Annotated in this window: 14 protein-coding genes; 10 read left to right on the top strand and 4 right to left on the bottom strand. The window is 68.5% G+C overall.

What is annotated here, in order from left to right; genetic code table 11:
- Positions 1-38: 38 nt before the first annotated feature.
- Positions 39-1,727 (bottom strand): NAD(P)/FAD-dependent oxidoreductase, encoded by a 1,689-nt coding sequence (locus Q0716_RS04465; RefSeq protein ID WP_299020115.1) that lies wholly within the window; start codon positions 1,725-1,727, stop codon positions 39-41.
- Between the two features lie 24 nt (positions 1,728-1,751).
- Positions 1,752-2,390: a LysE family transporter gene (locus Q0716_RS04460; RefSeq protein ID WP_299020113.1), complete on the bottom strand. Its 639-nt coding sequence runs from the start codon at positions 2,388-2,390 to the stop codon at positions 1,752-1,754.
- A 129-nt stretch (positions 2,391-2,519) separates the two neighbouring features.
- Here Q0716_RS04460 and argP point away from each other — a divergent pair, with 129 nt between their 5' ends.
- The 10 genes from argP (at position 2,520) to Q0716_RS04410 (ending at position 12,280) form a co-directional block, all read left to right on the top strand.
- Complete coding sequence (gene argP, locus Q0716_RS04455) at positions 2,520-3,443, top strand: HTH-type transcriptional regulator ArgP (protein ID WP_299020111.1); 924 nt, start codon at positions 2,520-2,522, stop codon at positions 3,441-3,443.
- A 48-nt stretch (positions 3,444-3,491) separates the two neighbouring features.
- Positions 3,492-3,872 (top strand): DUF2237 domain-containing protein, encoded by a 381-nt coding sequence (locus Q0716_RS04450; protein ID WP_299020109.1) that lies wholly within the window; start codon positions 3,492-3,494, stop codon positions 3,870-3,872.
- A 44-nt stretch (positions 3,873-3,916) separates the two neighbouring features.
- Positions 3,917-4,894 carry an agmatinase gene (speB, locus tag Q0716_RS04445; protein WP_299020107.1) on the top strand — a complete coding sequence of 326 codons (978 nt, stop codon included), beginning with the start codon at positions 3,917-3,919 and terminating at the stop codon, positions 4,892-4,894.
- 42 nt (positions 4,895-4,936) lie between these two features.
- A complete protein-coding gene (gene argS, locus Q0716_RS04440) occupies positions 4,937-6,610 on the top strand; it encodes an arginine--tRNA ligase (RefSeq protein WP_299020105.1) in 1,674 nt (557 codons plus the stop codon).
- A gap of 29 nt (positions 6,611-6,639) precedes the next feature.
- Positions 6,640-7,305 carry an SPOR domain-containing protein gene (locus tag Q0716_RS04435; RefSeq protein WP_299020102.1) on the top strand — a complete coding sequence of 222 codons (666 nt, stop codon included), beginning with the start codon at positions 6,640-6,642 and terminating at the stop codon, positions 7,303-7,305.
- An 83-nt stretch (positions 7,306-7,388) separates the two neighbouring features.
- Positions 7,389-8,042 carry a thiol:disulfide interchange protein DsbA/DsbL gene (locus Q0716_RS04430; RefSeq protein WP_299020100.1) on the top strand — a complete coding sequence of 218 codons (654 nt, stop codon included), beginning with the start codon at positions 7,389-7,391 and terminating at the stop codon, positions 8,040-8,042.
- Positions 8,043-8,115: 73 nt separating this feature from the next.
- Positions 8,116-8,742: a lipopolysaccharide transport periplasmic protein LptA gene (gene lptA / locus Q0716_RS04425; RefSeq protein ID WP_366139714.1), complete on the top strand. Its 627-nt coding sequence runs from the start codon at positions 8,116-8,118 to the stop codon at positions 8,740-8,742.
- The gene (gene lptB, locus Q0716_RS04420) at positions 8,739-9,500 is read left to right on the top strand and encodes an LPS export ABC transporter ATP-binding protein (RefSeq protein WP_299020098.1); all 762 of its coding nucleotides are present in this window, start codon (positions 8,739-8,741) and stop codon (positions 9,498-9,500) included. Before lptA ends, lptB begins: the two co-directional genes overlap by 4 nt.
- A gap of 6 nt (positions 9,501-9,506) precedes the next feature.
- A complete protein-coding gene (gene rpoN / locus Q0716_RS04415; protein WP_299020096.1) occupies positions 9,507-11,060 on the top strand; it encodes an RNA polymerase factor sigma-54 in 1,554 nt (517 codons plus the stop codon).
- Between the two features lie 2 nt (positions 11,061-11,062).
- Positions 11,063-12,280, top strand: coding sequence for a THUMP domain-containing protein (locus tag Q0716_RS04410; protein WP_299020094.1), 1,218 nt, complete (start codon positions 11,063-11,065; stop codon positions 12,278-12,280).
- Between the two features lie 180 nt (positions 12,281-12,460).
- Here Q0716_RS04410 and cobA read toward each other — a convergent pair whose 3' ends face one another.
- Positions 12,461-13,255 (bottom strand): uroporphyrinogen-III C-methyltransferase, encoded by a 795-nt coding sequence (gene cobA / locus Q0716_RS04405; RefSeq protein ID WP_299020090.1) that lies wholly within the window; start codon positions 13,253-13,255, stop codon positions 12,461-12,463.
- A partial coding sequence (ybiB, locus tag Q0716_RS04400; protein WP_299020088.1) for a DNA-binding protein YbiB occupies positions 13,233-13,949 on the bottom strand: 717 nt, incomplete at its 5' end. The genes cobA and ybiB, both read right to left, overlap by 23 nt.

Here is a 13,949-nt window from a genome sequence, read left to right as displayed (position 1 = left end):
CGCAACCTGTGTCCGGCAGATTCCCTCCGTGCACGGTGTCAATCCGGCAGCGCCACGGGCCCGATGTGCGGATACCAATCCCCGGGGCCAGGGTTGTCCGGATGGCTGGCACCACCCAGGTGACGCACGATGCCCCACACCGCGTTGAGGGCCGTTTGCACCGCGCCTTCCACCCACGCCGGCGTGAAGGAAATGTCGTCGCCCGCCAAGAAAATACCGCGCTCGCGCTCGGGCAGCGCGTCCTGCATGAAATGCCCGTACATCCGGTGGTTGTAGCGGTAGTGGCCGGGTAGCGCCCCTTTGAAGGCGCCCAAAAAGTAGGGGTCGGCTTCCCACGAAATGGTGATCGGGTCACCGATGATATGGCTGGCGATGTCGACGTCGGGGTAGATTTTGCGCAGCGCGTCGAGCGCGAGTTGCACGCGCTTCGTGCTGTCGTAGGGCAGCATCTTGAGCGCGTCGCTCATCCACGCATACGACAAGCAGATGACGCCGGGCTTATCGGGCCCGTTGTCGAACAGATAGGTGCCGCGCGTGAGGCGGTCGGTGAGCGTCATGCCCATCACGGGCCAGCCGTTGGCGCGCAGGTCGTTCCAAAACGGGCGATCGACCATCACGAAGGTCTTGGACGACTGCATGTAGCGCGTGCGGTCGAGCGCCATCCAGAGTTTGTGCGAAAACAGCGATTCCTCGCACGCGATCTGCGTCGTGAGCAGCCAGCTCTGGCACGTGACCAACACCGCTTCGTAGCGGCGCGTCGTGCCCCAGGTGTCGGTCACTTCCAGCTGGCCGTTGCCCCCACGCTGGATGGCGCGCACTCCCGGGCGCGGTGCCCCGTGGTGCAGGCGGGCCAGCGTGGTGCCCTGCGGCCAGTGCTCGATGCGCGCCGGCGCGTGCTGCCAAAGGCCCATGGGCACCTGTTGCACACCGCCGACGATGTAGTGTTGGTTTTCGTCGCAACCGGTGAGCACGACGCGCAGGATTTCGAGCATGGAGTTGGGAAAGTCCGAATCCCACCCCCCAGTGCCAAAGCCCACCTGCCCAAACACCTCGCGGTGGTGAAAGCTCAAGCGACGAAATGCACTCGATTGCGCGACGAAGTCGTAGAACGTGCGGTCGTCCCAGCGCGGCACCAGCGCATCCCACAGCGCCTTGACCCGCTCCACGTCACGCTCGCGCATGGCGGTTTGCAGCGCGGTAAAACCCGCGCCCTCCTCCAGCGCGTCGGCCCAGGCTTGCGCCACCTCCTGGAACAGCGGTGGCAGATCCTGCAGCGTGCGCGCCCAGTGGGTTTGGCCCTCCAGATCGATGACGGTGCAGTTGGCCGCGGGCGTCAACGGGTTGGGGAACGGCCGGCTGCCCAACCCCAACAGATGGACGTAGTGGTAAAAACCCGTGGAGGACAGCGGAAAACGCATGCCGCCCAGCTCGGCAATCGCGCCCTGCCCGCCTTCGAAGGGCTGTGAGCGCAACCGCCCGCCCATGCGCGAGGCCTCGTACACCACGGGCTTGAGGCCCAGCTTCATCAGCTCATACGCCGCGGTCAGCCCCGCCATGCCGGCGCCGACGATGGCCACCTCGGTGCCGTAACGGCTAACCGGGACGCGGCCCAAACCGGCGGGGTGAGTGAGCCATTCGTCATAGGCGAAGGGAAAATCCGGGCCGAAGATCGTGATCGGTGCGTCGGGCGCGCGGCGCTGGGGCGCGCGCAGGGTCATCGTGGACATGGGTCGTCTCCTCCTCAGATTCCATCATTCGAACAGGCTGATGAACAGGGCCGCTGCCGTGCCCCACATCATCAGGGCCACCAGGCCGTCGAGTGCGCGCCAGACCTTGAGCGAATTCAGCCGCCGCCCGAGCCAAAACGCCGCGCCGCCCAACAGCAAGAACCACACCACCGAGCCGGTCGCTGCCCCCAGGCCGAAGATGGGCTGCTGCGCGCCCCACGCCAACGACGCGGTACCGATGAGGACGGCCGTGTCCAGCCAGGCGTGCGGGTTGAGCCAGGAAAAGGCCAGCGCGGCCCCAACGGCCTGCAGCGCACTGGTCGGCTGCGCGGCCGGCGTACCGATGGCGGGCACCTGGGGTGCCGCCGGCCCATACCAGAAGCGCCGCGCCGCTTGGTAACCATAGACGAGCAGGAACAAGATCCCGGCCCCGATCAACGCGCCGTGCAGCTTGTCCGACAAGCCGCCCAACTGCGCCAGACCGGCCACGCCCACGGCGATGAGCACGATGTCGGCCACCGCGCACGTGGCCACGGTCAGCCACAGGTGGCGCCGCTGCAAGCCGGTACGGATGACATGCGCATTTTGCGGGCCGATGGCCATGATGAGCGACAGGCTCATCACCAGGCCGGCGGTGAAGCTGGGGGCGGCAAGCACAGACATCGAGGATCTCCCTTGGAAACGACAGGGTTACATGGATCTGCTGGGATGCCAGTGTGCGCCGGCAGCCGCGTTCGTTAAAGCATTTTGACCTTATTTTCGATTCATCAAGTTTTTCTTAAAATCAGCGTCATGCTCGACGCTCGCCAACTGCAAGCCCTATCCGCCGTGGTCGAACACGGCAGTTTTTCCGCAGCGGCCAAGGCCCTGGCCCTGACGGTGGCGGCGGTGTCGCTGCGCGTGCGCGCGCTGGAGACGCAGCTGGGCCAGCGGTTGGTGGTGCGCGGCAAACAAGTGCGCGCCACCCCGGCTGGCCAGGCGTTGCTGGCGCACGTCAAGCAGGTGCAGCTGATGGAGGCCGACTTGCTGGAGCGGCTGCGCGGCAGCGACGACCAGCGCTGGCAAAGCGTGCCGGTGGCGATCAACGCCGACTCGGCAGCCGCGTGGTTCCTGCCCGGCGTGGCCGATCTACTGGCGCGCCAGCGTCTGTTGCTCGATCTGACCATCGACGACCAGGACCACACGCACGAGCTGCTCAAAAACGGCACCGTCATCGGCTGCGTGACCACACGCGCCGATCCCATGCGCGGCTGCGTCGCCGAGCCGCTGGGCATCATGCGCTACCGCTGTGTTGCCGCACCGGCGGTGGTCGCGCGCGCCCGCACGCCGCAAGGGCGGTTGACGCCGCACCGGCTGCTGGCGCTGCCCGCCGTCATCTTCAACCGCAAAGACGCGCTGCAGGACGTGTGGCTGGAGCGCCACTTCGGGCTGCGGCAGGCACGCTACCCCCGCCACTTCACGCCAGCGGTGGACGCCTTCGAGCGCGCCATCGAGCTGGGCCTGGGCTGGGGCATGGTGCCCGAACTGCACTTGGCCCAACGCACGGGTAAACCCCCGCTGGAGGAGGTCATCCCCGACGCGGTGGTGGACGTGGCGCTTTACTGGCAGCACTGGGAGCGCGAGCCCCCCACCGCGCAGCGGCTCACCCGTGCAATCCGTGACGCGGCGCGCGTGGCGCTGCTGCCACTGCCCGCGCCCCATGAGACACAAGGTTGATGCCACCGCGCTACAGTGCAGGCTTGTCTCATCGACGACGCACCGACCATGGAACCGACCGCTCGCAATGTGCTGGGAGGGCCCCTGCGCGCCTGCTCCTACGACCCGCTGACCGGCTATTTCCGAGACGGCTGCTGCCACACCGCCGCCCACGACGTCGGCTCTCACGTCATCTGCGCCAAGGTGACCGCGGAGTTCCTGGCGTTTTCGCTACAGCGCGGCAACGACCTCGTCACGCCGAGGCCCGAGTGGCGCTTCCCTGGCCTCAAACCGGGAGACCGCTGGTGCCTGTGCGCGCTGCGCTGGAAAGAGGCGCTAGACGCCGGCGTGGCACCGCCGGTGATCCTGGAGAGCTGCCATGAGCGGGCGCTGGCCTTCGTGTCACTGGACGACCTGCGCGCACACGCCTGGACGCCGTCGCCCACCTGACGACATCACGCGTCACCACCGGTCGGCCCTGCCACCATCGCGCCATGAGTCAACCGATCCCCGAGGCCCCGCCCGCTGGCGATGGTGCCATGCGCCGCCCCACGCTGCACGGCAGCTGGCCCGAGATGACCTACGCCGGCGTGCTGAGCTTTCTGCGCCGCACGTACACGCGCGACCTGACGGGCGCAGACGTCGTCGTCAGCGGCGTGCCGCTGGACATCGCCACCACCTATCGGCCTGGCGCACGCCTGGGGCCCGCCGCCATCCGCGCCGCCAGCGTGCAGCTGGCCGAACTCAAGCCGTTTCCCTGGGGGTTCGACCCCTTCGAGACATTGGCAGTGGTGGACGCTGGCGACTGCTGGCTCGACCCCCACAACCCGCTCACGATACCAGGCGCGATCCGCGACCATGCGCGCCGCATCCTGGCCAGCGGCGCGCGCATGCTCACCTTTGGCGGTGACCATTACATCACCTACCCGCTGCTGCAAGCGCACGCCGAGCGGTTCGGTGCACCGCTGGCGCTCATCCACTTTGACGCGCACTGCGACACCTGGCCGGACGACAGCCCCGAGTCGCTCCACCACGGCACGATGTTTTTCACGGCCGTGCGCGAGGGCCTGATCGACCCCGCGCACTCGGTTCAGGTCGGCATTCGTACCTGGAACGACGACTTCATGGGCGTGCACGTGCTCGATGCGCCCACGGTGCACGCGCGCGGTGCCGACTGGGCGCTGCAGCAGGTGCTGCGCATCGTCGGGGATCGCCCGACGTACCTGACATTCGACATCGACTGCCTGGATCCGGCGCACGCGCCCGGCACCGGCACGCCGGTCGCGGGCGGCTTGAGCAGCGCGCAGGCGCTGCACATCGTACGCGGGCTGGTGCCGCTGCACCTGATCGGCATGGACGTGGTCGAGGTCTCGCCGCCCTACGACCATGCCGACATCACCGCGCTGGCGGCGGCGCACGTCGCGTGCGACCTGCTGTGCGTGCTGGCGGCGCAGCGCGGGGCGCGGCGCTGACCCCGAGGCCACCGCCCGCACCGCCGCCTACAATTTGGCCCCATGCAAACCGTCAAGACCGAGCTGCTCGGCGCACTGGCCGCCGAGCTGGAGGCGCTGCACGCCGGCGCCGCCGACCGCGCCGCCTTCGAACAGCCCAAAGCAGCCGCCCACGGCGATCTGGCCATCACGGCCGCGCTGCAACTGGCCAAACCCCTGGGTCAAAACCCGCGCGCGATCGCGCAAACGCTGGTCGATCGCCTGCAGGCGCAGCCCGCTTTTCAGCGCTGGGTGGCGGCACTCGAGATCGCGGGCCCAGGCTTCATCAACCTGCGGCTGCGACCCGCTGCCAAACAGCAAGTGGTGCGTGAGGTGCTCGAGGCGGGCGACCGCTACGGCCACCAGCCGCCCCACGGGCAGCGCGTGCTGGTCGAATTCGTCAGCGCCAACCCGACCGGCCCCCTGCACGTCGGCCACGGCCGCCAGGCCGCGCTGGGCGACGCGATCTGCAACCTGTTCGAGACCCAGGGTTGGCAGGTGCACCGCGAGTTCTACTACAACGACGCCGGCGTGCAGATCGAGACACTGGCGCGCTCGGTGCAGCTGCGCGCGCGCGGCCTCAAACCCGGCGATGCGGGCTGGCCGGAAGCGGCCTACAACGGTGACTACATCCAGGACATCGCGGACGACTTTCTGGCGCGCAAAACCGTCGAAGCCGATGACCGCACCGTGACCGCCAGCGGCGACGTCGAAGACCTGGACGGCATCCGCCAGTTTGCCGTGGCTTATTTGCGCCGCGAGCAGGACTTGGACCTGCGCGCATTCGACGTGCGCTTCGACCAGTTCTACCTCGAGTCGAGCCTGTACAGCTCGGGGCGCGTCGCCCAAACCGTGCAACGCCTGATCGACGCCGGCAAAACCTACGAAAAAGACGGCGCGCTGTGGCTGCGCACGACCGAGTACGGCGACGACAAAGACCGCGTGATGCGCAAGTCCGACGGCACCTACACCTACTTCGTGCCGGACGTGGCCTACCACATCACCAAGTGGGAACGCGGCTTTACCAAGGTCATCAACATCCAGGGCACGGACCACCACGGCACCATCGCGCGCGTGCGCGCCGGACTGCAGGCGGTGGGGTTGGGTATCCCGAAGGGCTACCCCGACTACGTGCTGCACACCATGGTGCGCGTGGTGCGCGGCGGGCAAGAGGTCAAGATCTCCAAGCGCGCGGGCAGCTACGTCACGCTGCGCGACCTGATCGAGTGGACGAGCAAGGACGCGGTGCGGTTCTTTTTGCTGTCGCGCAAGCCCGACACCGAGTACACCTTCGATGTGGATCTGGCGATCCAGCAAAACAACGACAACCCCGTGTACTACGTGCAGTACGCGCACGCGCGCATCTGCTCGGTGCTGGCGCAATGGGGCGGCGACCCGGCGCGGCTGCGCGACGCCGATCTAACGCCGCTCGATACCCCGGCCGCGCAGGCGCTGATGCTGCAACTGGCTCGCTTCCCGGACGTGCTGCGCGCGGCGGCTGCCGATTTCGCGCCGCACGACGTCACGTTCTACCTGCGTGAGCTGGCGTCGGCCTATCACAGCTATTACGATGCGGAGCGTATCCTGGTCGACGATGAAGCGGTGCGGCTGGCGCGGCTGGCGCTGGTGGCCGCCACCGCCCAGGTGCTGCGCAGCGGGCTGCGCGTGCTCGGCGTGAGCGCGCCGACCTCGATGTGAGCGGCGTGCGTCTTTCGGAGTGCCCATCCATGGCGACGACCCGTATCCGATCTCGTTCTCTCGCCGCAGCCCCGCAGTCTGGGGGCACGTTACTTGGCTTCGTGCTGGGGCTGCTGGTCGGCATCGGTGCGGCGCTGGCCGTGGCGGTGTACGTCACCAAAGTGCCTATCCCGCTGGTGGATCGCGGGGTGCAGCGCAAACCGATGCAGCCCGAGACCGAAGCCGAGCGGCTGCGCCATTGGAACCCGAACGCCGGGCTGTCGCGCACGGCACCCCCTGCCGCTGCCCCCGCGGCCGAGGCACCCGCGGCCGCACCCGACACCGCCGCGAGCGCGCCCGCACCTGCCGGGGAGGGCAAAGCCCCGGCAGGCGACCCCATCGCCGAGCTGATCCGCCAGCGTGCCACGCCCACCGCCCCCGCCAGCCCAGGCAGCGAGAACCAGCCCGCCGCAGCCGACCCGTTCCAGTACTACGTGCAAGTGGGCGCGTTTCGCCAGGCCGAAGAGGCCGAAGCCCAACGCGCGCGGCTGGCGCTGCAGGGGTTTAGCGCCAAGGTCAGCGAACGCGAGCAGGCCGGGCAACGCGTGTACCGCGTGCGGCTGGGGCCGTTCGACAACAAGGTCGACGCCGAGCTGATGCAAGAACGCCTGCGCGGCCAGCAGATCGAAACGGCGCTCGTGCGCGTGCAGCGCTGACCTCCGTTGGGAACCTGCGCACCCCACGCCGCATCGGAGTCGTTGGTCGTCACTTTCGTTCGTCACCCTACGGGCCACTCACCATGCACCGCCGTCAGTTTCACGCTTGCCTCGTCGGCCTAGCCGCCACCACTACCCTGCCCGCCGCGTTGGCACAGGCCAACCTGCCCGCCGCGTTGGCACAGGCCAACCTGCGCGAGGGCACGGACTATCGCCGCCTGTCCAAACCGGCACCGGTGGACACCGGCCCCGGCCAGGTCGAGGTGCTCGAATTCTTCGCCTACAGCTGCATCCACTGTTACCGCTTCGAGCCGCTGATGACCGAGTGGATGCGCAAGCTGCCCAAGGAAGTCGTGGTGCGGCGCGTGCCTGTCGGGTTCAACGCGGCGTTCGAGCCCATGCAGCGGCTGTATTACACGCTGGAGGCCATGGGCCGCCTGGGCGACCTGCACGAAAAAGCCTTCAAGGCCGTGCACGAGGAGCGCGAGCGTTTCAACTCGCTCGACGCGGTCGCGGCCTGGGCCGCCAAGCAGGGGCTGGATCGTCAGACCTTTACGCAGACGTATCAGTCGTTTGGCGTCAGCGGCAAGGTCAAGCGCGCGCTGCAGCTGCAAGACGCCTACGAGGTCGACGCCACGCCGTCGCTGGGGATCGCCGGGCGCTTCCTCGTCCCCGGGCAGGCGGCGCGCACGCTGGTGGTGGCCGACGCCCTGATCGCGCGCGTGCGACAGGCCTGACGCCACTTGGCCCCCCGGGGTGGCGGGCGCGGGCAATCGTGGCACAATCGGCGCACCGCAAGGAGCAAAATCCGTGCCCGCTGCCATTCGACCCCTGCGGTTGACCGCCGCTTTGTTCACCGCCGCCGTCATGGGCCTGCCCGTGCTGGCCCACGCCGAACGTGCCGATCGCGACGCGCCGATGAACGTCGAAGCCGACGCCCTGCGCTACGACGAAGCCCGGCAGACCAGCGTGTTCACCGGACGCGTGGTCGTGACCAAAGGCACGATCCGCATTCGCGGCCAGCGGCTGGAGGTGCGACAGGATCCGCAGGGCAACCAGTTCGGCACCGTCACCGGTGACGCAACACAGCGTGCGTTTTATCGACAAAAGCGCGACGGGCTCGACGAGTACATCGAGGGCGAGGCCGAGCGCATCGACTACGATGGGCAGGCCGATCGGGTGACGTTGCGCGGCCAGGCCGAGCTGCGCCGCTACCGTGGCACGGTGCTGACCGACCGGGCGAGCGGCGCCGTCATCGTCTATGACAATCGGGCGCAGACCTTCTCGGTCGATGGCGATCGCGCGGGTGCCAGCGCAGGCGCTCGAGTGCGGGCGCTGCTCACCCCGTCCAAGGCCGACCCGGCCGCCACGCAGCCCGCGCCGGACCTGCCCCCCCCGGCGCTGGCCCCCAGCGACCGCCTGGAGCGCCGCCCGTGAGCGAATCGGCGCCAAACGCGCGCTGCCTGCGCGCGCAAGGGCTGCACAAGCGCTACGGCCGCCGCACCGTGGTGCACGATGTGTCGCTGCAGGTGCGCGGGGGCGAGGTGGTGGGATTGCTGGGCCCCAACGGGGCGGGCAAAACCACGTCGTTTTACATGATCGTCGGCCTGGTGCGTGCCGATGCCGGGCGGCTGTGGATCGACGACCAAGCGGCAGAAAACTTGCCCATCCACCGGCGCGCGCGCCTGGGGCTGGGCTATCTGCCGCAGGAGGCGTCGATCTTTCGCAAACTCACAGTCGAGCAAAACGTGCGCGCGGTGCTGGAGCTGCAACACGACGAAGCCGGCCGTCCCCTGGCCGAACCGGTGCTGCGCGAGCGACTCGATCGCCTGCTGCAAGAGCTGCACGTCGACCACCTACGCGATGCGCCGGCGCCCGCGCTGTCGGGCGGCGAGCGGCGCCGCGTCGAGATCGCGCGCGCGCTGGCCACCAACCCGCGCTTCATCCTGCTCGATGAGCCGTTCGCGGGTGTCGATCCGATCGCCGTCATCGAGATCCAGCGCATCATCGGGTTTCTTAAGGCACGCGGCATCGGGGTGCTGATCACCGACCACAATGTGCGCGAGACGCTGGGCATCTGCGACCACGCCTACATCATCAGCGAGGGTCGGGTGCTCGCACACGGCACGCCCGCCGACATCGTGGATGACGCCGAGGTACGCCGCGTCTACCTCGGCGAGCATTTCCGCCTGTAGCGTGCCATGAAAGCGGGCCTGACGCTGCGCACCGCGCAGCACCTGAACCTGACACCGCAACTGCAGCAATCGATCCGGCTGCTGCAGCTGTCGACGCTGGAGCTGGCGCAGGAGATCGAACAGGCGCTGGCCGACAACCCTTTTCTCGAACGTGCGGAAGAAGACACCAACCCCAGCCCCGAGGCGGTGACGGACACGGCGACGTCGCCCCCCGAGATCGACGATGCAGAGCCGCCCGATACCATGGCCGTCTTCGACGGCGAGGCGGCGCTGGCGCAGACCGAGTGGGGGGCTCGCCTGGACGAAGACGCTGGGGGCTGGGCGGCCGACGATGGGCCCACTGCCGACGAGTCACCGGCGGAGTGGTCTTGGGAAGGTCCCGGCGTCGAGCGCGGCGCAGACGGCGACGACGACGAGCGGCAGCTCACCCGTCAACTGGCCCATCCGCCCGAGCGGCTGGCCGACCACCTGCACCGGCAAGCCCTGGCACTGCACCTCAGCGACGACGAACGCGCCGCGCTGTTTTTTTTGATCGAGTCGCTCGACGACGACGGCTATTTGCCCGATTCGCTCGAGCAGCTGACGGACGCTTTGTGCCAGCAGTGCCAGGCCGCCGGCGAGTCGGTCGATGCCGAGCGGCGCGACGAGATCGCCTCGCTGCTGCGCCGCGCCCTCGGCTGGCTGCAGCACATGGAGCCCGCGGGCGTGGGCGCGCGCGACCTGGCCGAGTGCCTACGCTTGCAAATCGGCGAACTGCCCAACACCCCCACGGCCCGCGCGGCCGACGCGCTGTGCGGGCAGCCGCTGGAGTGGATCGCGCGCCGCGACGTGCGGCGGCTGGGCCAGGCAACCGGGCTGGACGAGGAAACCGTGCGCGCGGCGCTTGCGCTGCTGTCGCGCCTTGAACCCAAGCCCGGGCGCCGCTTCGCCGACGCCGAACGGCAAGTGATCGTCCCCGATGTGATCGTCACCGTGCGCGGCACGCAGTTCGACGTCCAACTCAACCCCGCGGTGCTGCCGCGCCTGCGCGTGACCGATATCTATGCCCAGGCCCTGCGCCAGCACCGCAGTGGCGATCTGCAACAACGGTTGCAAGAAGCGCGCTGGTTCATCAAAAACCTGCAGCAGCGCTTCGACACCATCCTACGCGTGGCGCGCGCCATCGCCCTGCGACAGCGCAACTTTTTTCTGCACGGGGAGGTCGGTATGCGACCACTGGTGCTGCGTGACATCGCCGACGAGCTGGGCCTGCACGAATCGACCATCAGCCGCGTCACCAACGCCAAGTACATGGCCACCCCTTTCGGCACTTACGAGCTGAAGTATTTTTTTGGCTCCAGCTTGGCCACGGACGCCGGCGGCAACGCCTCCAGCACCGCCGTGCGCGCCCTCATCAAACAACTCATCGCCGCCGAAGATCCCCGCCAGCCGCTCAGCGACGGCCAGATCGCCGACTTGCTGCGCGAACAGGGCATCGAGTGCGCGCGCCGCACCGTCGCCAAATACCGCGAGGCGCTGCGCATCCCCACGGCCACCCTGCGCAAGACCCTCAACGCCTGACCATGTCCACCGTCGACCTCTTTCTGCCCTGCGCGGGCGGCTGTCCCCCGTTTTTGGCCACCGAAGTGCAGCGCCTGTGCGCCGTGCCCGACCACGCCTTGACCCTGGGCCGCGCGGGTGTCGGCCTGCGCGGCGACTGGGATACCGTGCTGCGCCTGAACCTGCACAGCCGCATCGCCCAGCGCGTGCTGCTGCGCCTATGGGAGGGCCCGTACCGCAGCGAAGACGACCTCTACGCTGCGGCTGCCGAAATCGCCTGGGAAGACTGGTTCACGCCACGGCATACGCTCAAGGTGGAGGTCACGGCCCAGCGCAGCCCGCTGCGCAGCCTGCACTTTGCAGGGCTGCGCATCAAGGATGCCGTCTGCGATCGCCTGCGCGCACGCCGCGGCGCGCGCCCCAGCGTCGACACGGCCCAACCCGATGTGCGCGTGTATGCCCACCTGAGCGCCGACACGTTGACGCTGTCGCTCGACACCAGCGGCGAGCCATTGTTCAAACGCGGCTGGCGCATCGACAAGGGCGACGCGCCGCTGAAAGAGACGCTGGCGGCCGCGATGATCGCCGCCACCGGCTGGACCGGCATCGACGCCGACGGCGCGCCGGTGCCGCTGTTCGACCCCTGCTGCGGCAGCGGCACGCTGGTGATCGAAGCGGCCCAGATCGCCTTGGGCCTCGCTCCTGGCCGGCAGCGGCACTTCGCGTTCGAGCGGTTGCTGCCCCACGACCCCGCGCGCTGGGCTGCGGTGCGCGAGCAGGCCCGCTCGGGCGAGCGCCAGTGGCCGAAGGATGCGCCACCAGTCGCCTACGGCAGCGACGTCTCGTTTCGCATGGTCGATTTCGCTCGCCGCAACGCCGAGCGCGCGGGGGTCGGTGCGGCTGTCGAATTTCGCGGCGGCGACGCCCTGCAACGCCTGCCCCCTAGCCCGCGGCCTGGCGTGCTGTTGCTCAATCCCCCGTATGGAGAACGCATCGAAGCCGCCGGCGTGGTCGGCGGCTTGGGAGCGGACGTCTTCTACGAGCGGCTGGCCGCGCACTGGAAGACCCACTTCGGCGGCTGGACCGCCTGGGTGCTCACGCCCGACCGCGAACTGCCACGCCGGCTGCGCCTGCAGGCCAGCCGGCGCGTGCCGCTGTTCAACGGGCCGATCGAGTGCCGGTTGCTACGCTTCGACCTGCAGCCCAGAAACGGCAAAACTGCTCAAAACGACGAGACCTGAGAGGCGCTGTCACTTTTTTACGACTTTCCGAACACCCAGCTCGTCAGTTTGTGGTAAAGTTTGGCTCGAGCCGTTTGCGGCTCCCCGCTTTTCCTCCCTGAGCGGGTGCCTTTGTGTGTGACAGCATAAGGCTTGCAACCCCGGCCCTTTAGGTCGGGGTTCTTTTTTTGCGCAAGCGTGCTATGCCAGGGCTTGGCCTTTCTCGGATAGGCAGGATTGGGCGGTCGGCAAGCCACGCAACACGTCGCCCACAATGATCACGGCCGGGCTGCCCAGGCACTCGCGCTCGATCGCCAGGGCCAGGGCGTCGAGTGTGGTCACGACGTGGCGCTGCTGGGGCAACGAGGCGTGTTGTATCACGCCAACCGGTGTGTCGGCGGGCAAGCCCCCGGCCAACAGCTCCTCTTGTAAGCAGCGCGCCAACGCCACTCCCATGTAAATCACCAACGTCAAGCGGGCTGACACGCAGGTTTTCGCCAACGAACGCCAATCCGGCCCCGAACTGCCTGGGTGCGCATGTCCCGTGACCAACACCACACCGTGCGCATGGGCGCGATGCGTCCAGGGCACGCCAAGGCTGGTCGTCGCAGCCAAGCCCGCCGTGATGCCACTGACGACCTCGACCTCCAGCCCTGCAGCACGCAAGCGCTCCGCCTCCTCGCCGCCGCGGCCGAAGATAAACGGATCGCCTCCCTTGAGGCGAACGACGCGCTCTCCGCGGCGCGCCTCACGGATCATCAGCTGCTCGATGAAGTGCTGCGGCGTGGACGCACATCCGCCACGCTTGCCGACATAAATCTGGCGCGCTCCGGGTTGAGCGTATGCCAGCACACCCCGGCCCACCAAGTCATCGACCAACAACACCGTGGCCTGTGCGATCGCCTTGACCGCTTTGATCGTGAGCAACTCCGGGTCGCCCGGACCCGCCCCCACCAGAAAGACTGTCGGCTTCTCATGGACTGTGTGTGGCTGCATGGCCTGACTCCTCGGGTTGACAAAACGACTGCACCGCCCGTTGCAGCGCCCACACCTGCTGCCTCAGCGGATCCGGTGCGGGCATACGCCCATCGAGGACGTCTTGGATATACGCCGCCGTGGCACGCGCATCGCGGCTTGCGGGCAAAGGGGGAATACTGTCCAGCACCCCGTCTTTCGCCGGCACCGACCATGCACTGAGACGCCGCCCGGACAGAAAGACGTCCATGCGCGGTGTGCGGCGCGGGTCGGCGAAGGGCTCGCCTTCGGTGCCCCGCAGCAGCATCGCGTGGGCGGCGGTGGCCTGCAGGAACTGCGTCAGCAAGGCCCCGTACTCGGGGTGGGTGTAGTTCACGACACGCAGGCCTTCGCCCGGGTCGAGCAGCTTGGCCACGGTGTGACCGGGATTGCGCAGGCCGATGACCCAGCGCACGTCGAGCAATCGCGCCAGCGGCGGGCACAGATGCCCGGTGCGGATGTAGGCAGGCTCGCCACGGGCCCAGCGTTGCTGCAGATCGCCGGGGGTTTCGGCCGGCGCCAGGCCGAGATGGCTGAAGATCTCGGCGGTGGTGACGCGGCCCGGGTCGTCGGGCATGCCATGCACCAGCACGGCCACACCCGCGCGCGCCAGCATCAGGGCCAGCAGTGCGGTGAGGTTGGGCAGCTTGCGCGCGCCGTTGTAAGACGGCAGCAC

The organism is uncultured Tepidimonas sp. (genome assembly GCF_938045175.1).
GTDB lineage: Bacteria > Pseudomonadota > Gammaproteobacteria > Burkholderiales > Burkholderiaceae_C > Tepidimonas.
The sequence above is the reverse complement of the archived record's forward strand: the minus strand, read 5'-3'. Positions and strand labels throughout refer to the sequence as shown.

Bases quoted from the DNA above. Each gene is read 5' to 3' on its own strand.
- Q0716_RS04465 (WP_299020115.1), bottom strand. From the start codon at position 1,727: ATGTCCACGATGACCCTGCGCGCGCCCCAGCGCCGCGCGCCCGACGCA.
- Q0716_RS04460 (WP_299020113.1), bottom strand. From the start codon at position 2,390: ATGTCTGTGCTTGCCGCCCCCAGCTTCACCGCCGGCCTGGTGATGAGC.
- argP (WP_299020111.1), top strand. From the start codon at position 2,520: ATGCTCGACGCTCGCCAACTGCAAGCCCTATCCGCCGTGGTCGAACAC.
- Q0716_RS04450 (WP_299020109.1), top strand. From the start codon at position 3,492: ATGGAACCGACCGCTCGCAATGTGCTGGGAGGGCCCCTGCGCGCCTGC.
- speB (WP_299020107.1), top strand. From the start codon at position 3,917: ATGAGTCAACCGATCCCCGAGGCCCCGCCCGCTGGCGATGGTGCCATG.
- argS (WP_299020105.1), top strand. From the start codon at position 4,937: ATGCAAACCGTCAAGACCGAGCTGCTCGGCGCACTGGCCGCCGAGCTG.
- Q0716_RS04435 (WP_299020102.1), top strand. From the start codon at position 6,640: ATGGCGACGACCCGTATCCGATCTCGTTCTCTCGCCGCAGCCCCGCAG.
- Q0716_RS04430 (WP_299020100.1), top strand. From the start codon at position 7,389: ATGCACCGCCGTCAGTTTCACGCTTGCCTCGTCGGCCTAGCCGCCACC.
- rpoN (WP_299020096.1), top strand. From the start codon at position 9,507: ATGAAAGCGGGCCTGACGCTGCGCACCGCGCAGCACCTGAACCTGACA.
- Q0716_RS04410 (WP_299020094.1), top strand. From the start codon at position 11,063: ATGTCCACCGTCGACCTCTTTCTGCCCTGCGCGGGCGGCTGTCCCCCG.
- cobA (WP_299020090.1), bottom strand. From the start codon at position 13,255: ATGCAGCCACACACAGTCCATGAGAAGCCGACAGTCTTTCTGGTGGGG.